Below are 20096 nucleotides of genomic sequence, written 5' to 3'. Positions count from 1 at the left end.
AATATTTTTATGCCTTAAAAATATATTTTTTTACGAAATGTTTAATTTTAGTGTATTTTTTGTCGTTATAGCCGTAAGTATAATTATATCCATATCCATCTTGTGTATCTACATAATTTATAAGTATGGATGTTTTGTGAATATCAAATTTACCCTCTTTTTTAGTATGATGTAATATATCTAACATATTTTTTTGTAAATAATTTACTCTAATTATAAATAAAACTAAATCAGAATATTTATTAATCAACAATGTATCTGTCACTACACCTATAGGGGCTGTATCAACAATTATATAATCATAATTCTCACGTCCGTATTTAATAATATTTTCAAATCTTCCATTCATTAATAATTCAGAAGGATTAGGTGATATTTTGCCTGAAGGAAATAAATCTATTTTTAAGCAAGAAGATTGTTGTTTGAAATAGGTAAATATATTTGAAATACTTGAATTAATAGATATTATATTCGTTGAAATATCATTAATATTTCCAGATAAATAATCCGATACTCCATCTAAATTGCCTTCTATACCTAAATTTTCTCTAATTTTTGGTTTGCGAATATCTGCTTCAATTATTAAAACTTTTTTATTCGCTAAAGCTAATGTAAGTGCTAAATTTATTGAAGCAAATGTTTTACCTTCACCACTTATTGTTGAAGTTACGTATACACATTTAGATTTATAATCCATTTCTGGGAGGAAAAAATTTATATTTGTTCGCAATAATCTAAAAGCTTCTGCTGAAGTAGAATTTATACTTGTAATATCCACAATTTTTGTATCGGATTTCGGTAAATATCCTATAACAGGAATATTTGTTATTACTTTTTCAATATCATTTTTATTTTTAATTTTATCATCGAATAAAAAATTTATATAAAATATTACAACTGGAATTATAAAACCTATAAAACCAGATATAAAAATAATTATATAAGGCTTTGGAAAAATAGGATTTTTATTATAAAAAGCTTTATCAACAATTTTAACAATATTGGGAGTTGAAGCGGTAAATATTTGTGTTTCTTCTCTTTTTTGAAGTAATAATAAAAATAATGCTTCAATGGTTTGTTGCTTTCTAAAAATATCTTTAAATTCTCTTTCTTTTGAAGGCAATTCTGATATTTTACTTGAAACTTGTCCTATTTGTTTTTCTAAATTTCCAATTGCAATACTAGTAGTATTTTTATAATTTCTTAAACTGACGCGAATGTTATTGTTTAGTTCCGAGATTTGGGAATTTAAATTTTTAACTATCGGATTTTCCTTAGTTGAACTAACTAACATTTTATCTCTTTCAAGAACGAGTTCATTATATTGTTTTGTTATGGCTATTAGAGAATTATCTGTTAAACCTATATTTGAGGGTAATAATGAATTTTTATTAGAATTAATAAAATTATTCATATAATCTATTAAACTTAATTGTATGGAATGTTGCTTTATTTGTTCTTCAATTCTAGAAGATTCTAAAACTTGTTTTTTCCCCTCGGTTTCAAAATCAAATATCTTTTTTGTTGATTTGAATTTTTCCATGCTACCATCTGTTATACCGAGCTCTTTAGATATTAAAGACAATCTATCATTTATAAATGAAATAGTTTTTTTTCCAATCTTCTTTTTATCATCAATTATATCGTCTTGAAACTGTAGTATTAAAAGATCAATTATTTTATTGGCATTATTAGGTAAATTACTTTTCATGCCTAAATTAATTACATGCCCATTTTTAGACATACTATAAACATCCAATAAATTTATATATTCTAAGGTAATATCTATAAGGGGTACAATTGATACTAATACGGATTTTTCCGAATTAGATATATGGTTGCGAAAAAAAATAATTTCTCCAAACTTAAATTTCAATGGTTTGCCGAAAATACCTTCAATTTTATTATTAGTTTTTAGGTCTTTACAAATAAAGTTTTTACTAGATTTAATAACTATCTCATAATTTTTGGTGCTATCTACTAAATATTTAGATTTCTCGTCAACAAATTTTAATGTAATAGGTGAATTTTCTTTATAAATTTCTGTGGTTAAAAACCCTTTTTTTTCTTTATACTTAATATTTAAATCTAATTTGTCCACAACCTTCATCATTAAACGACGCGATTTAAGTATCTCAATCCAATCATCTAATTTATTTCGAGATAGATCCGCAAAATCTGTCATATCCATCCATTCTGAAATGAGAAAACTTTCTTTATTTCCTGTTTCAAGAATAATTTTGCTTTCTGACAAATATTTTTTAGGAGTAATTTTCAAAAATAAAATTCCGATAGACGTAGTTATTATGATGGAGAATAAGAACCATCTCCAATATTTAATATATTGAAATATTAATTCTTTTAAATTTATAAAATCTTCTTTTTCATAATATATATTTTTGTCATATCTATTCATATTCATACTATTTACAAATATATTAACGGGTAAGAATTGAAATTACGGATATAATTATACCTGCTAAAGATATAAATACCGAATTTGTTGCGCTATAAGCTGAAGAATTAGTTTTTGCATTGTTAGGATGAACATAAATTACATCATTTTGAGATAAATAATATACCGGCGATCTAAATATTTCTTTTGAAGTTAAATCTACCGTAGTAAAAGTTTTATTTCCTCCTTTATCTCGTATGACTAAAATATCTTTTCTTTTTCCATATATAGTAAGATCACCTGCTAAACCAATAGCTTCAAGAATTGTAATTTTTTCATTGGATAATGTATATGTTCCTGGATTAGTAACTTCACCTAAAATTGTAATTCTGAAATTGGATATATGAATATTAACTGATGGATCTTTAATATATTTTCTAAGTTTATTTCTTATAAAATCCATAGCTTGAGATCGAGTTAATCCTCCTAACTTTAATTTACCAAGTACAGGAAAATCAATTTCACCCTTTTCATCTATTAAGTAGGTTTTCAATCTAGGATTTGTTGAAATTAAACTTTCTGATCCAGTAGTATTTGCATTATATGGACTTTGTTGATTAAATGGAAGCGTAGACTCCAAATTCAAGGCTGAAACAGTAATTATTAATAAATCATCTGGTTTTAAAGTTGGTGTATACTTATAAAATTCTTTCAAAACTGCTTCATTACCTTGAAAATAATATAGATCTTTTTTCGAGACACATGAAGATATTAATCCTGATAAAAGAATTAATAAAAGTGGTATGATAAAAGAACTATTTTTTTTCATTAGTTTTTTATTTTTATAAATAAATATATTATCAAAATGTTTTAAAATACAATATTTTTAATTATTATATTTTTATTCTTTAATACTAAATTAAGATTGGCAAAAATAATATATTTTAAGATTATAATCTAAAAATTATTTAAAATTTAATAATTAAATTTATTAAAATTAAATAAAATAAATACATAAGTAAAATACACATTTAATGATAACAAATAAAATACTATAAAAATATCTCATAAATAATTTTAAGTAATATGAAAATATTTACTTTAAAATATTATTGATCTAAATTTAGTAAATTGTATTAACATAAAACATAAATTATATGTTTTTTATTTTAATGTTTTTTTTTATAAAAATTATACATCAAATTAATCATTCCATCAGCAGCACCAATTTTTGGAACATGAATTCTTGTTGAATGTGCAAATTTCATGACCGAATTATATATTAATAATGCCGGAACTATTACATCTGCCCTATCCGGTTTCATATTAAATTTTTCAATTCTTTCCTCATAAGAAATGCCTTTATATAGTTCGTACTGATGATGTATATAAGAAGCCGAAAGAAATTTACCTTCTTTTTTTCCTGAATTTTTAAATACAAAATTTATATTTCCTCCTGATCCTATTAAATCCACGGATTTACCTTTTGTTATTTTAGTCACCCAGGGTTTAATGACATTTGTTAGATAATTTTCATCTACCTTTTTATCTAATAATCTAACGGTTCCTATAGGAAAAGATTGACTATGATGAACTTTACCTTTATTTAATAGGGATATTTCCGTACTGCCCCCTCCAACATCTACGAATAAATAATAATTTTCGGAATACAAAAAATTTTTAAGTTCCGAACTAAAAATGATCTTTGCTTCTTCTTCTCCTGAGATAATATCTATTTTAATTCCGCTTTTGTCTTTTATATAATTGATAACATCTTTGGAATTTGATGCTTCTCGCATAGCAGATGTTGCAAATGCTCTATACTCATCTACATTATAAACTTTCATCAATAAGCTATAGGCTGACATTGCATCATTTAACCGCACCATAGTTTTTTTAGATATTTTCTTATCTGTAAAAACATCTTGTCCCAGTCTTATAGGTACACGAACTAAACTGGTCTTATTAAATGTTACAGTTTCTTTAGTTTCATAAATGGTATTTATTAGTAGTCGTACTGCATTAGAACCAATATCTATAGCAGCAAAGGTTAATATATTCATCATTTATTGAACTCTTTAATATATTGGTATATAGTTTCTTGAGAACGATTTTTCTTTTTTCTGTTTTTCTGATAGGGTTCCTCAAATCCTTCTTTTATCAAACGTCCTTTGACATTATCGTTAAAACCTAGTTCGAAAATTTTCATAATCTCCTGTTTATTTTTTGCGCTGATAATAGGACATGCAACTTCAACTCTATGATCAAGATTTCTTGCCATAATATCAGCCGATGAAATATAAATGAGGTCATCACCTCCATTCTTAAACCAATACACTCGTGGATGTTCTAAAAATATATCTACAACACTAATTATTTTAATATGATCACTTAAACCCGGAACTTGAGGGATTATAGAACAAATACCTCGTACAACCATTCGAACTTCAACTCCCATTTTACTGGCTTCATATAAATAATCAATGATTTCTTTATCACATATACTATTAACTTTAATATTAATTTGTGCGGGTAATCCGTTTTTTTTATTGTTTATTTCCCGTTCAATACCTTGTATAATTTTTCGACGTATTCCCCAAGGGCTTACTGCTATATCTTTATAATGTTTTACCAAATAATTGGCATTAAAAAAATCAAATACTTGATCCACTTGTTTTACTATAGCTTCATTAGCTGTAAAAAGAGTAAAATCCGTGTACAATCGTGCTGTACCTTCATGAAAATTTCCTGTTGAAATAAATGCATATTTAGTAGCTGCACCTCGCTGAGGTTCTCTTTCTACAATTCCTATTTTTGAATGGACTTTTAATCCGGGAACTCCAAAAATTACCTTGACTCCTTCATCTTGTAATTGTTTTGACCATTTAATATTATGAGCTTCATCAAATCTTGCCCTTAATTCTAAAACTGCCGTTACTTCTTTTCCATTCCTTGCAGCATTGAGTATGGCACTTAGAACTTGGGAGTCACTGGCAACCCTGTATATGGTTATTTTTATTTTTTTTACTTTTGGATCGATAGCCGCTCCTCTTAAAAATTTCAAAAAAACAGAATAATCATAATACGGAGCATAAAGTAAAGTATCTTCTTTAGCAAAAGCCTTAAAATAGTTTTTTTCGCCTTTTAAAATTTTAGGTATAATCGGTTCTATTTTTTTATATTCCAGATCTTGCCGTCCTAAGGTAGGAAATTTCATAAAATCTTTTTTATTATGATATTTTCCTCCGGGCGCTAAACTATCGTATTCATCAAGATCAAACATTTTCTTTAAAAACCTGAGCGTTTTAGGATCAATAGTTTTATCGTATACTAAGCGGACCGGTAATCCTTTTAATCTTTCTTTTAAGGCCACTGCTATGCTTTCTACATAACTGACTTGCACATCGTTATCAATGGATAGATCCGCATCTTTCGTTAATTTTATGGATTTCCCCTCGATGGTCTCGAATTTAAAAAATTGAAAGATATCTTTTAAATGATATCTAATAATATCTTCAAGAAATATTACATAATGTTTATCATTAATATCAGGTAAGACTAAAAAGCGCGAAAATCTGTCCGAAGGAACTTCAATAAGAGCATATTGTTGATTTCCATTTTTTTTAGTCATGGTTACTATTAAATAAAAAACATTATCTCTAAGGTTGATCGTTTTATCTCCTTCTTTCCAATATAATATAGTTAAATTATGACTTAATTTATTTTCAAAAAAATCTTGCACGAAAGGTTTCAAGCTCTCGGGTAACGTCTTATCATCAACTAATAAGGTTTTTTCTTTAGCCAGCTCTTTAATTATTTGTTCATACAATTTATCATATTTTTCTTGCTGATGAGCAACTGTCATATTAATCTCTTCCAATAAATTTACATCTTCTTGACTCTCAACAATATTATTATATTTTCTGTTGAATTGGACCATTCGAGCTATATAAGCATACCTAACTTTATAAAATTCATCTAAATTGTTAGAATATATTCCTAAAAAACGAAGTCTTTCTAATAAAGGATTTTTCTTATCCATTGCCTCTTGAAGTACTCGAGAGTTGAATTTAAGCCAACTTATTTCCCTATTGATATATCGAAAATTAGATCTATCCATGACTAAAATTTATTATATTAAATCTAAAAAAATTTATTCTATTTTCAAATGGGTTAAAAAAAAACAATCCATAAAATTTATGGATTGTTTTTACTATTATTCAATTACTTTTTATTAATAATATCATTTAAAACATTGACAGATTCTCTAAGGTTAAAATCTTTTTTCATTCCTTTGTACCAATCTTCACGTTTTGCTTTAAGGACAGTATCTTCTTTGAACTTGACTAACTCGTAAGCCGGAGCCTCTACTTTTATTTTTGCATCAAAATTAGTTTCCTTTTCATATACTTTACTTTGATCCCTTCTTTTATTCATTTCCTGCATGAACTTATCATACTTTAGCGGGATATTAGTAATCTTTTCCAATTCTTTTGTCCATTTACCTGCTTTCTCTATAGACGAAACATAGGTACTACCTTTTAATCTTTCTGCACTTCTAGCTTTAAGATATTCATAATCTATTTTAGGGGTACCTTTCCAGGTAGAATAATTTGTTGGAGATATCTGATCCCACGGTAAAGCATATTCTTGAGACTTTTCAAAGATATCAGAATAGGAAAATATACCGGGAATAACTATATCGGAATTTACCCCTTTCAACTGAGTTGAACTTCCGTTTATCCTATAAAATTTTTGAATAGTTACCTTTAAGGCTCCGAACTTATCGTCTTTCATACCAAATCGATCCAAAGGAAAGATAGTTTGTACCGTTCCTTTACCATATGTTTGAGAAGGTCCGACAACCACAGCCCTATGATAATCTTGCATGGCTCCGGCCAGTATTTCTGACGCAGACGCTGAAAGTTCATTGGTCATAAGAATTAAAGGTCCATCCCAAACAATATCTTTTTCTTTACTGTCTAATACTTTTATTTTTCCGCTTGAATCTTTCACTTGAACTACGGGCCCCTTTCCTACAAATAATCCGGTTATATCAACCACCTCAGACAATGATCCTCCCCCGTTGTTTCTTACGTCCATAATTAAACCGGTAATTCCTTGCTTTTTTAATTCATTAATTTCTCTTTTAATATCATCAGAACAATCTCTACCTTTACTGTTACTCTCTAGATTCACATAAAATTCGGGCAAATACAATATACCGAATTTATTACCTTTTTCATCCGTTATAATTGCACTTCTAACAAAGGTTTCCTGAATTTCAATTTCTTCTCTTACCAGAGTTACCGTTTTGGTACTTCCGTCCTTTTTCTCTAAAGTTAATACTACCGTAGTTTTTTCTTCCCCTCTTATTAATCGGATGGCATCATCTAATAACATTCCTACGACACTTACCGGAGTACCGTTTTTACCTTGTTGCACTTTAATTATTTTATCTCCTGCCTCAATTTCTTTAGATTTCCAAGCCGGACCACCAATTACTAATTCCCTGATCGTAGGATATCCTTTAACATCTTGTAATGTTGCACCAATTCCTATAATTTTACCACTTATAGAGCTGTTAAAATTTTCTTTATCTTTAGGTGAAAAGTAGGTAGTGTGAATGTCAAAAACTTCCGTGTATGCATTGACAAATATGGAAAATAGATCAGATTTTTTTCTTAATTTTATTTGTCTAAAATATTCTGACAAGTTTTCTTTAACTTTTTTTACAGCATCTGCTTCTATTTCTTCTTTTGTTTTGGGCTTTTCATTTTTTTTAGTAACTTTTTTAGTGATCGAATCCGTTTTTATGGAGTCACTAGTATTTATGCTATCTTTTACGTTTTGAGTATTAAATATTTCCTGCAGTATTCTATATTTAATGTAAGATTTCCAATACTGTTTTGCCTGATCTTTATTTTTTGGGAATTTTCTTTTTTTATCATCAGAATAAAAATAATCATCATTAGAGAACGTAATTGGCTCGCTGAAAATATCATTAACATATTGTTCCGTTTCATCAATTCTTTTATATAACCTATCGATGGTTAAATGATAAAATGAAACATCATTATTAATAAACATATCACTCATTTTATCTCTGTATTCAGAAAACTCATCCATATCGGAATCCAGGAAATATCTTTTAAACGGATCTAAGTCTTCCATATATTTTTTAAAAACATCCCTTGAATAAGACACATCTAAATTTTTAGGCGCATAGCTTGTAAAAAGTAGTGTTTCTCTAACTCTTTTAATTATCTCTCTTTCATTGTCGGCATGAGAAGAAGCATTAAAACAAAACACTAACAGGCTCATGGAACATAGCGATAAAAATATCCAGGTCTTTTTTAAATTAAGCATCGGTTTACGTATATTATTTGTAATTTTAAAAAATAAATTCAAAGATACTATATTTTTACAAGGAAAAATCTTAGTTTTGTTATAAATTTTAAATTTCATTGAAATCCTATGGAAAAGCCCTTAATATTAGTTACCAATGACGACGGAATCAATGCTCCGGGAATACGTGAGTTGATTGATATTATGAATGAAATCGGTGAAGTATATGTTGTTGCTCCGGATAAGCCTCAAAGTGGAATGGGTCATGCAGTAACCATTCATTCCACTATTCGTGCAGAAAAAATGTATATTGAAAATGATACCCGCAGAGAATGGGCTTGTAGCGGTACTCCTGTGGATTGTGTGAAATTAGCCATTGATCAATTATTACCCCGAAAACCGGATATTTGTGTCTCCGGAATTAATCACGGTTCCAATTCCTCTATTAATGTAATCTACTCCGGAACGATGTCTGCTGCCATTGAAGGAGGTATTGAAGGAATTCCTTCCGTTGGTTTTTCTCTATGCGAATTTTCTTATACTGCAAATTTCAAAGCAGCCAGAAAACATATAAAATCAATATGTGAAAATATTTTAAAGTATGGATTACCGGAAGGGATCGTTCTTAATGTAAATATTCCTGAAGCCGAAGAAAAAGATATTCAAGGAATTAAAATTTGCAGACAGGCAAATGCTCATTGGGATGAAGAGTTTGACCGTCGAATTGATCCTAAGGGCAAAACTTACTATTGGATGACGGGTAAATGGTGTAATTCAGATAAGGGAGATGACACGGACGAATGGGCATTAGAAAATAATTTTATAAGTATAGTTCCCGTTCAATTTGATTTAACTGCTTACCATTTTATGGAAAAAATTAAACAATGGAATTTTGAAATAAAATAACATAATTTATAAATAAACTTTAAAAAGGAAATATTTCAAATGTTGGTTGTTATTGGTATATGTATTTTTGCAGTTTTGGGGATAATTCTTTTTGCTATATTGAATAATAAAAAATAGCTTCCACATTAAACTTTTCTCTTAAAGAATTTAAAATTATATTGATATTAAGGATTATTTTGTGATAGTTTATTAAATTCTTTCTTGATATCAAACTTTTGAATTTCTTCTTCTACTTTAGGAAATAAGAACATTTTATCGAATATTCCTAATCCAATAGTTTTCCATTGATCATGATATAAGATTTCAATGGTAGAAAACAGATAATAATTTTCTCTTCTTATATGAGTATCCATCATGTAAGTAACGATCTTATCACTGATAACGGGAATTATATTCTTACTAAATTCAGCTAAAAAATTAAGATTAAGATCTTTGTTTTCATTTAGTTCATCCTCCACTTTCTGATTCATAATGGATGTTAATTTATCTTTAATAAATGCTTGGTGCATTTCTTTGTCCGGATTAGTAAAAAAAAGACTACCAGCCAATAGTATAATGATAAAAATAAATAAATACCTTAATTTCATATTTCTTCAAATTAAAAGTTGCAAAGATAAAATAAAAATTTTATACAAATATTTATATTCTACTTCATTTATCCTTATACTTTATCTAATTACATGAAATAAATTAATATTAAATATTGGAACTTATCTTATAATTTAAGTTTAAATAAAACTATTATATTGTTTTGAATAACAAAAACAGTAATATAAAATTTTATATAAAAAATCACCTTCTTCATCTAAAAAAACTCATATTTTTGTGTAAATATTATTCGGAAATGGGCAATTATAATTTTGATCAAATCATAGATAGAAAAAATACAGATTCACTTAAATTTGGAGTACTTAAAGAAAGATTTGGAAGAGATGATCTTATCCCTCTTTGGGTTGCAGATATGGATTTTCAATCTCCAAAGGAACTTGTTGATGCTATGGTTGAAAGGTCAAAGAACGGAATTTTTGGATATCCTTATGTTTCCAATGAATACTATCAATCAATCTGTAATTGGCAATGGAAACAACATCAATGGAAAGTAAACAAAGAAGAGATTAGTTATTTACCCGGAGTAGTCAAAGGAATCGCTTTTGCTATAGATGTCTTTTCAGAAAAAGGAGACCAAATTATAATTCAACCGCCCGTTTATCATCCTTTTCGCATTATAACCCAATTACATGACAGAGAAGTGGTAACCAATCCCTTACTTTTAGAAGGATATCTATACAGAATGGATTTTGAGGGTTTGGAAAAATTAATGACTCCTAAATGTAAAATTTTATTACTCTCAAATCCCCACAATCCCGGAGGCAGAGTTTGGAGTCGAGATGAGTTGAAAAAACTTGCTGAAATTTGCTATAAAAATAAAGTTATAGTTATCTCGGATGAGATACACTCTGACCTGGTACTATTTGGAAATAAGCATGTACCATTTGCAACAGTTTCTGAAGAAGCAGAACTAAACAGCATTACCCTTAGTGCACCTTCCAAAACGTTCAATATAGCCGGTTTGGTTACCTCCTACTCCATTATTAAAAACAAAAATTTAAGAGAGCGTTATCATAAATATTTGGTTAGCAACGAATTGAATCAAGGAAGTATATTTGCCTATCTGGCAATTCAAATTGCGTATGAAAAAGGGGAAGATTGGATGAATCAATTAAAAAAGTATATCGAAGAAAATACTAAATATGTAGACCAATTCCTAAAATCAAACTGTTCAAAAATCAAAGTAATCATACCAGAAGCATCTTTTTTGATATGGCTGGATTGCAGAGAATTAAAATTATCTCAAAAAGAATTAAATTCGTTTTTTATAGAGAAAGCTCGTTTAGCATTAAATGATGGCGCCATGTTTGGTAAGGAAGGTACAGGATTTATGAGGATGAACGTCGGATGTCCTCGATCTGTACTTGAAGTTGCTTTAAAGCAATTATCGGATGCTGTCAGAAAATTATAATTAGGTTTATTATTTTAACTAATCATTAACTTATTTATAATTAAAATAAATTAATAGTTAACTTTTCGCTTTTCGACCACATTATCAGCACGTTAGATTATATTATACATATACATGTTAAAAATCATATAAATAAAAAATGATAAATTATCTAGTTTTATCCTTGAAAAAGGAATTATATGAAAAACATTTATATTATATTGTTAACTTTCATCTTATTCACGCCAATATTTATTAAATCTCAGAATCTAAGTTTACTTGCAACTGTCTCAACAGCTCAGGTAAATCAAAAAACTTCTGCGAATTCTAATGAAATAAAATCAGAGGAAACTAAAAAAGAAACCATTTCTAATTCGAAAGCAACGAATGAAAATAACGCCCCTTTAAAATTTATTACACAATTAGGGTTATTATTAATCGTTATTTATTTTGGTATAAAAAAAGGAGGAGTTTCCTTAGGTTTATTAGGGGGATTTGGAGTGGCCATATTAGTTTTATTATTCAGGGATTCTCCCGGATTACCTCCCATTGATGTAATGCTTATAATACTTGCCGTAGTTACTGCTTCTTCAACCTTAGAGGCCACTGGTGCACTCGGTATGTTGGTGAGTTTTGCGGAAAGAATTTTACGTAAAAATCCAAAATATATTGTCTATTTAGCTCCATTATCCACTTTCTTTTTAACCATGCTTGTAGGAACCGGTCATGCTGTATATCCATTATTACCGGTTATTTACGATGTATCTTTTAAACAAAAAATTAGACCCGAACGACCTATGGCGGTAGCTTCCATAGCCAGTCAAATGGGAATTACAGCCAGTCCTATAGCAGCAGCAACAGCAGCTATGATCGGTGTAGCCTATAAAGCCGGAGTTACCATAAACTTAATTGACATTTTATTAGTTACCGCTCCTTCTTGTTTTTTAGGTGTGATGTTAGCTGCAACTTGGAGTTTAAATAGAGGAAAAGATCTCGATAAAGATCCTGCATTTTTAAAGAAAATGGAAGATCCTGATATGAAAGCTTATATAGTAGGTGATTTAGAAAGATCTGAAAGTACTAAACCTTCAAAAGATGCTAAAATATCATTAAGCTTATTCTTTATTGGAATCCTATTTATTATCTTAATTGCTTTATTCCCGGATTCAATTTTACCAAAAAATAACGGTAAAACTATTCCAATGACCAGCGTATTGCAATTTATCATGTTAGGAGTTGGTGCTATTATAGTCTTAATAACGGGAGTTAAAGCTAAATCTATATCGGATACTAAGGTTTTTAATGCGGGAATGATTGCTGTAATTATGATTTTTGGTATAGCTTGGATGAGTGAAACCGTAATAAAAAATAATGAATCCTACTTATTATCTTTAATAAGTGATATGGTGAAAGAACGTCCCTGGACATTTGCCATAGCCATGTTCTGTGTGTCTATGTTTTTAAAAAGTCAAGCAGCCACAATATTAGTTATGATGCCCATTGGATTTATGCTACATATACCTGTATCCATTTTAATCGGATGTATTCCTGCATCTTATGCTTACTTCTTTTTTGCTTTTTATCCATCGGATTTAGCGACCATAAATTTTGATAGAACAGGAACAACCCATATCGGAAAATATATTCTTAATCACAGTTTTATGATACCGGGTTTAATCGGAGTAATTTCAGCTACAGCCATTGCTTTATTTTTATCCTATTACGTAGTTAATTAAATTAACTGATTAACTATTTTTTAACTTTAAGAAATTGATAAGTGTTTCTATGGATATAAAACTGTATTCATTTTGAATCTTATCAAGAAGATAAAAGACGGAATCTTTTTCTAAAATTTGGATGGATGCTTGATCGGAAATAACAAAATTATTTTTTACCAAAGCTTTTTTTAACCAGTATGCAGATTGTGAATTGGAATCTACTCGTACCGTTTTAGAAGTATCAGATTTGAAAAAATTATATTCATTGGCTTGATAATCAAAACGTATCGTATCGTTTACAAAATAATCATATAAGTTATATTTGTTAGCAATATCTTCTGTAAAACCTGTATGTAACAAATCATCTTTTATAAACCATAATCGGTCTGCTACGGCAAGGCCTAAGGATAAATCATGAGAAGTAAATAAAATAGATTTACCCTGATCGTGGGCGTACATTTTAATTATTTTCATGATTTCTAATTTATTAGCTGTATCTAAATGTGAGGTAGGTTCATCTAAAATTAATATTGGACAATTTTGAACTAAAGCTCTGGCAATCATTACTTTTTGAAGATTACCATCCGAAAGTTTAGTTATATTATATTCTCTATATTGGCTAAGATTCAACAGGTGCAGTATATCGTCAATCGCTTCAATTTCTTTTTTTGTAAGACTTTGATACCATTTTTTATAAGGATATCTACCTAAAGCCACTAAATCAAAAACCCGTAGAGAGGGGCTGACAGTGTTTTGAGAAAGAACTACCGCAAGATATTTTCCTGTTTCTAGGGGTGAGATTTCAGAAATATTTTTACCCTCAATTTTTATTGAGCCCTCAAGCAAAGGAAGTTCACCATAAATGGATTTTAATAATGTTGTCTTTCCACTTCCGTTTTTTCCAGTCAAAAGTATAATTTCTCCTTTTTTCATGGTAGCATTTATCCCTGAGAGAATTGGCGATTGATAACCTATGGATAGATTATGAAATTCAAGTATAGAATTACTGTTTGTTTCCAAAGGATTAATTTTTAAATCTGTCTTTTAAAATTATAAATAATATTGTTGGTACACCAATCAAAGAGGAAAGTATATTTACAGGCAATTGCGTATAACTCATAATAAGACTTACCAATAACATAAATCCGCTGCCTATTAAAATATTTAAATTAATTTGAGTCCAAAGTGCGGAAGGATTCCAAATTTGTCTGCAAAAATGCGGAATAATAATACCTACAAATACAATCGGCCCAAGCATAGCGGTTGTACTTCCCGTGAGTAAGCAGACGGCTATCAGAATATTAATTTTAAGCTTCGCCATATTCACTCCTAAAACCTTTGCATACTCTTCTCCCATTAGATAACCTATTAATTTTTTTACCGACATAAAAGCCGAAAGTAGTCCCAGTATCGTGCAAATTGTATAAACTGAAATTTGATTTCCGGATAATCCTTCAAATGAACCAAAAGACCAATATACGTATTGTTTCAGAGTTTCAGACTGTGAGTAAAATTGTAAAGTACTGATTAATGACCCACAAAAAGAGGATAAAAGGAAACCAATAATAATAAATGTGGAAATATTCTTAATTTCTTTGGATATAAACAATAACAGGAGTGAAGTAAACAAGGCACCCGTAAACGCACTTATGATAAGTAACCAACCTTCTAGCCATTGATATTGAAGAAAGAATAGTCCTCCACCTAAAAAAATAAGCAATGCTACAGCTAAAGCTGAAGCAGATGTAATTCCTAAGACAGAAGGTTCTGCTAAAGGATTTTTAAAAAGTTCTTGAAGTAAAAATCCGCTAACGGGTAATGATATCCCTGCTAATACTACAGCTACCGCCCTGTAAAATCGATACGAAATAATTAACTTTTTAGTTTCTTCTTGAGTAAAAAAAAGATCGTATAAAGAAATATTTTCAAATCCGGTCAATAAATTAATAAGAAATAAGAATATACAACTTAGTAAAAGTAAAATTATAAGAAGTATGAATCTTTTTGAAAACATAAATACAAATATAAAAACTACTCGACCATTTGTAGTGAATAATCTACTAAATTCTGTTATCAAATTAGTATTTTTGCATTGAATTTTAACTTTATGCCTGAATATATTGATTTTTTTGTTGAATTATTAGGACCTGAACATTGTTTCTACGATGAACAAAGTCTTGAATTTTATTCTTATGATCATACCGAAAATTTAAGTTTTAAACCTTTGTTGGTTGTTAAACCTGAAAATTCGGAAGAAATTTCTCAAATAGTTAAATTCTGCAATGAAAAGACGATACCTATTACAACTAGATCCGGGGGTACCGGACTAATGGGAGGAGCTTTACCTATACATGGAGGAATTATTTTATCCATGGAAAGACTTAATAAAATTATTAAAATCGATATTCAGAACTATCAGGCTGTTGTAGAAGCTGGTGTTATCAATTATCAACTTCAACAAGCCTTAGAACCGCACGGTTTATTTTATGGTCCCGATCCTTCGAGTTGGGGCAGTTCCTATATAGGAGGAAATATTGCTACCAATGCAGGAGGATTACGAGCGGTGAAATACGGAGTCACTTCTGCTTCTGTATTGAATTTAGAAGTAGTTCTCCCCAATGGAGAAATTATATGGACAGGTGCTAATACGCTTAAAAATTCAACCGGATATAATTTAACCCAATTGTTTATAGGCAGCGAAGGTACGTTAGGTATAGTTACCAAAGCCGTTTTGAAAGTTCTTACAAAACCCAAAACTGATATTACTCTGCTTATTCCTTTCCACAATTTAGAGGATTCGGCAAAGGCTGTAACGGAAATTTTTAAAAGCGGTTTACTACCCTGTTCACTTGAACTTATGGAAAGAAATGCTTTGGAACAAACCTTATTGCATTTAGATGAAAACTCTATTATTTTACAAGAAAATGTACAAGCTCATTTATTAATAAATTTCGACGGAAATTCTCAAGAAGAATTATTACCATTACTTGAACAAACCATAGCGGTTGTTGAATCGTTTCCGACAGAAGAAATTTACTTTGCCGATAATGAAACAGATAAAAACCGTTTATGGGAATTAAGAAGAAAAGTTGCTGAAATTGTAAAATCAAACGGGTATACTATTGAAGAAGATACGGTTGTACCAAGAGCTGAATTACCTAATTTGATAAAATTTGCTCATCAATTAGCTGAAAAAAATGAATGTAAAGTAGTTTGTTACGGTCACGCAGGAGATGGAAATCTACACATTAGATTCAATCATCCGAAATATAAAAATTCGTATAATAATCCGGTTATCCACGCTATGCTTTATAAATTATTTGAGTATATTCATTCTCTTGGGGGAACAATTTCAGGAGAACATGGAATTGGATTGCTTCAAAAAAGATTCTTGCCCATAGTTTTTTCAAAGGCTAATTTGCAAATCCAAAAAAACATAAAAAAAACCCTTGACCCTAAAAATATTATGAATCCTGGAAAATTAATCCCCGATTAGAATAATCCAAATTCTATTTATGTAACAAAATTTTTAATGTAATTACTTATAATTTAATAACTAAATCTGTGAAAAAAATCGAATTAGAATTTTCTAAATTAATTGAAAAAAATCAGGGAATCATTCATAAAGTTTGCCGAATTTATACAAACAATGAAGAAGATTCTCAAGATTTATTTCAAGAAATTCTTTTACAACTTTGGAAATCCTATAAAAGTTTTCAAGGAAATTCTAAATTCACTACATGGATGTACAGAGTTGCACTAAACACGGCTATTACTCTTTTTAGAAAATCAACTAAAACCATCAATACCCAAGAAATTGATAACACCTTATATAAAATATCTGAAAATGATGATTTTAGTGAAAAGCAAGAACAAATTAACAAGCTTTATGAGGCTATTAAAAAACTTTCTGAAATAGAACGAGCGTTAGTGTTGCTATATTTAGAAGATTTATCTTACAGAGAAATTTCCGAGACTTTGGGTATTACAGAAGTTAATGCACGAGTAAAGATGAATCGCGTGAAAACCAAATTAAAAGAAATAATGAACAAAAATGAAGAATGAATTGGATATAGACAGTCTAAAAAAATCTTGGCAGAAGCAAAGTGAGACCAATCAATATTCTCAGGCAGAATTAATATTGATGCTTAATAAAAAATCGCGTAATAATGTAAAATACATTGTAATCATAAGTGTTATTGAATTTATAATTTTAATGACCTCTCTCCTGTTTACAGCAGCGGATATGAACCTTATTATGCCCAATTTGGGAGGAGAAGCTCTCAAAGTTTACATTCGTAACTATCACATTAGCAGATTGCTCATCTATTTTAATCTCATAACTTCCATTGGATTTATATTTTATTTTTACAGATGCTATAAAAAAATTGATCTCCTGTATTCGACCAAAGATTTAATCAATAATATACTAAGATTTAGAAAAAGCGTTAATTGGTTCATTTGCATTAATATTTTGCTGGGTGTATTGATACTTATTTTAACCGGCTTTTATGAATTTATGTACGGAAAAAGATTGGGACGAGGATTCAATTCAACAGATATTTTAAATATTGATCAAATAAGACTTAATTTCTCTTATCCTGAAAATATATTTGTTTTTATTATCATTTGCATAATTTTATTTTTAATAATTATTGCCTACTATTTATTAATTTATGGAATATTACTCAAAAAATTAAAGAAAAATTTGAACGAAATTAAAAAATTGGAAAAAGACAATCAATAATTTATTTTAAAAACACAAGAGATAGACTAATAGTCTACCCTATTACAAAATCATATACAATATACTATTTGTGTATGATTTTTTTTATAAATGAAAAATCGTATTTTTGCACATATTTAGTTGGAAGAAGATGAATCAAAGTACTCAATATACCGAGGATAATATAAAAACTCTCGAATGGCAGGAGCATATTCGTATCCGTCCGGGAATGTATATTGGAAAATTAGGTGACGGATCTTCCCCGGATGATGGTATCTATATTCTCTTAAAAGAAATAATCGATAATTCCATCGATGAATATGTTATGGGAGCAGGAAAAAAAATTGATCTTTCCCTTGATAATACCATAATAAAAATACGAGATTACGGAAGAGGTATTCCTTTAGGAAAAATGGTTGATGCCGTTTCTAAAATGAACACGGGAGGAAAATATGATTCCAGAGCCTTTAAAAAATCCGTTGGATTGAATGGAGTGGGTACAAAAGCCGTAAATGCATTATCCTCCTACTTTAAGGTTAAATCCGTACGTGACGGAGTTTCACGATATGCTGAATTTTCAAAAGGTGTACTGACATACGAAAGCCCTGAAACAGAATCCAAAGAAAGAAAAGGTACCGAAATTTCTTTTGAACCTGATTCTTCCATATTCGGAAACTTCAAGTTCAGGAAAGAATATATAGACAAAATGCTTAAAAACTATGTCTATCTTAATCCCGGACTGAAAATTTTCTTTAATGGAGAAGAATACTATTCTGAAAATGGATTGCAAGACTTACTTCAAGATAATATTGAAGGAGAAACGATTTATCCTATCATCCATTTAAAAGATGAAGATATTGAAGTAGCTTTCACTCACAGCGAACGTTCTCAATCAGAAGCTTATTTTTCCTTTGTAAACGGTCAACATACCACACAAGGAGGAACACATCTCAACGCTTTTAAAGAAGCCTTCGTGAAAACCATACGCGAATTTTATAATAAAAACTACGATGCATCTGATATTAGAAAATCAATAATAGCTGCGGTTTCAATTAAAGTTATTGAACCGGTTTTTGAATCGCAAACTAAAACTAAATTGGGAAGTAGTGAAATGGGCCCCGATTTACCCACGATTCGAACTTTTATGAATGATTTTCTTAAAAAACATTTAGATAATTTTTTACATAAAAATCCGGAGGTGGCGGATGCTCTTCAAAGAAAAATTATAATATCTGAAAAAGAAAGGAAAGAGCTTTCAGGCATTCAAAAACTGGCAAGAGAAAGAGCAAAAAAAGTAAGTTTACACAATAAAAAATTAAGAGATTGTCGTCAACATTACAATGATCAGAAGTCTCAAAGAAAATTAGAATCTACTATATTTATTACGGAAGGTGATTCAGCCTCCGGATCCATAACTAAGAGTAGAGACGTGGAAACCCAAGCGGTATTCAGCCTTCGTGGAAAACCATTGAACAGTTATGGATTGACCAAAAAAATAGTTTATGAGAACGAAGAATTTAATTTACTTCAATCTGCTTTAAATATTGAAATAAGCTTAGAAGATTTACGTTATAATAATGTAGTTATCGCAACAGATGCCGACGTTGACGGAATGCACATCCGTTTGCTTATGATAACTTTTTTCTTACAATTTTTCCCTGATTTAATAAAGAACGGGCATTTATATATTCTCCAAACTCCTTTATTCAGGGTTAGAAATAAAAAAGAAACACGGTATTGTTATACAGATGAAGAGCGAATTAAAGCAATCCAAGAGTTAGGAAAAAATCCCGAAATAACTCGTTTTAAAGGGTTGGGAGAAATATCACCTGACGAGTTTAAAAATTTTATCGGCAAAGATATAAAATTAGAACCCGTAATGTTAAGTAAAAATACTTCTATTGAAGAACTATTGGACTTTTACATGGGAAAAAATACACAAACCAGGCAAGAATTTATAATTAACAATTTAGTAATAGATACTTTTTAATAATTGAAATTAAA

The 20096-nt window shown here is 29.4% G+C and carries 15 protein-coding genes; 7 read left to right on the top strand and 8 right to left on the bottom strand.

Going from position 1 to position 20096, the window contains the following annotated elements; translation table 11 throughout:
- Positions 1-7: 7 nt before the first annotated feature.
- From GFV01_RS03580 to GFV01_RS03560, 5 genes are all read right to left on the bottom strand, one after another.
- Positions 8-2422, bottom strand: a complete 2415-nt coding sequence (locus GFV01_RS03580; RefSeq protein ID WP_160564889.1) for a polysaccharide biosynthesis tyrosine autokinase — start codon at positions 2420-2422, stop codon at positions 8-10.
- 16 nt (positions 2423-2438) lie between these two features.
- Positions 2439-3224: a polysaccharide biosynthesis/export family protein gene (locus GFV01_RS03575; RefSeq protein WP_160556787.1), complete on the bottom strand. Its 786-nt coding sequence runs from the start codon at positions 3222-3224 to the stop codon at positions 2439-2441.
- 340 nt (positions 3225-3564) lie between these two features.
- Positions 3565-4461 (bottom strand): exopolyphosphatase, encoded by an 897-nt coding sequence (locus GFV01_RS03570; RefSeq protein ID WP_160564886.1) that lies wholly within the window; start codon positions 4459-4461, stop codon positions 3565-3567.
- Positions 4458-6515: a polyphosphate kinase 1 gene (ppk1, locus tag GFV01_RS03565; protein WP_160564884.1), complete on the bottom strand. Its 2058-nt coding sequence runs from the start codon at positions 6513-6515 to the stop codon at positions 4458-4460. Before ppk1 ends, GFV01_RS03570 begins: the two co-directional genes overlap by 4 nt.
- A gap of 104 nt (positions 6516-6619) precedes the next feature.
- Positions 6620-8764, bottom strand: a complete 2145-nt coding sequence (locus tag GFV01_RS03560; protein WP_160564882.1) for a carboxy terminal-processing peptidase — start codon at positions 8762-8764, stop codon at positions 6620-6622.
- A 108-nt stretch (positions 8765-8872) separates the two neighbouring features.
- Between GFV01_RS03560 and surE the strand changes: the two genes are divergently transcribed.
- Positions 8873-9649, top strand: a complete 777-nt coding sequence (surE, locus tag GFV01_RS03555) for a 5'/3'-nucleotidase SurE (RefSeq protein ID WP_160556791.1) — start codon at positions 8873-8875, stop codon at positions 9647-9649.
- A 164-nt stretch (positions 9650-9813) separates the two neighbouring features.
- Here surE and GFV01_RS03550 read toward each other — a convergent pair whose 3' ends face one another.
- Entirely contained in the window at positions 9814-10236 is a 423-nt protein-coding gene (locus GFV01_RS03550) for a DUF4359 domain-containing protein (RefSeq protein WP_160556792.1), read from the bottom strand.
- Positions 10237-10493: 257 nt separating this feature from the next.
- Here GFV01_RS03550 and GFV01_RS03545 point away from each other — a divergent pair, with 257 nt between their 5' ends.
- Positions 10494-11669 (top strand): MalY/PatB family protein, encoded by a 1176-nt coding sequence (locus GFV01_RS03545; protein ID WP_160564880.1) that lies wholly within the window; start codon positions 10494-10496, stop codon positions 11667-11669.
- Positions 11670-11848: 179 nt separating this feature from the next.
- Positions 11849-13384 carry an anaerobic C4-dicarboxylate transporter gene (locus GFV01_RS03540; protein ID WP_160564878.1) on the top strand — a complete coding sequence of 512 codons (1536 nt, stop codon included), beginning with the start codon at positions 11849-11851 and terminating at the stop codon, positions 13382-13384.
- A 9-nt stretch (positions 13385-13393) separates the two neighbouring features.
- Here the strand turns inward: GFV01_RS03540 and GFV01_RS03535 are convergent, their stop codons facing one another.
- Positions 13394-14386: an ABC transporter ATP-binding protein gene (locus GFV01_RS03535; RefSeq protein ID WP_160564876.1), complete on the bottom strand. Its 993-nt coding sequence runs from the start codon at positions 14384-14386 to the stop codon at positions 13394-13396.
- A gap of 4 nt (positions 14387-14390) precedes the next feature.
- Positions 14391-15380: an iron ABC transporter permease gene (locus tag GFV01_RS03530; RefSeq protein WP_160564874.1), complete on the bottom strand. Its 990-nt coding sequence runs from the start codon at positions 15378-15380 to the stop codon at positions 14391-14393.
- 93 nt (positions 15381-15473) lie between these two features.
- On the opposite strand from GFV01_RS03530, the gene GFV01_RS03525 reads away from it, so the two are divergent.
- From GFV01_RS03525 to GFV01_RS03510, 4 genes are all read left to right on the top strand, one after another.
- Complete coding sequence (locus GFV01_RS03525; RefSeq protein ID WP_160564872.1) at positions 15474-16862, top strand: FAD-binding oxidoreductase; 1389 nt, start codon at positions 15474-15476, stop codon at positions 16860-16862.
- Positions 16863-16930: 68 nt separating this feature from the next.
- Complete coding sequence (locus GFV01_RS03520; protein ID WP_105297843.1) at positions 16931-17431, top strand: RNA polymerase sigma factor; 501 nt, start codon at positions 16931-16933, stop codon at positions 17429-17431.
- Positions 17421-18113: a hypothetical protein gene (locus GFV01_RS03515; protein ID WP_160564870.1), complete on the top strand. Its 693-nt coding sequence runs from the start codon at positions 17421-17423 to the stop codon at positions 18111-18113. The genes GFV01_RS03520 and GFV01_RS03515 overlap by 11 nt, the downstream gene beginning before the upstream one ends.
- A gap of 130 nt (positions 18114-18243) precedes the next feature.
- The gene (locus GFV01_RS03510; protein ID WP_160564868.1) at positions 18244-20082 is read left to right on the top strand and encodes a DNA topoisomerase IV subunit B; all 1839 of its coding nucleotides are present in this window, start codon (positions 18244-18246) and stop codon (positions 20080-20082) included.
- Positions 20083-20096: the final 14 nt, after the last annotated feature.

It is taken from the genome of Apibacter sp. B2912 (assembly GCF_009827835.1).
GTDB lineage: Bacteria > Bacteroidota > Bacteroidia > Flavobacteriales > Weeksellaceae > Apibacter.
This window is presented reverse-complemented; position numbering and strand designations above follow the sequence as displayed.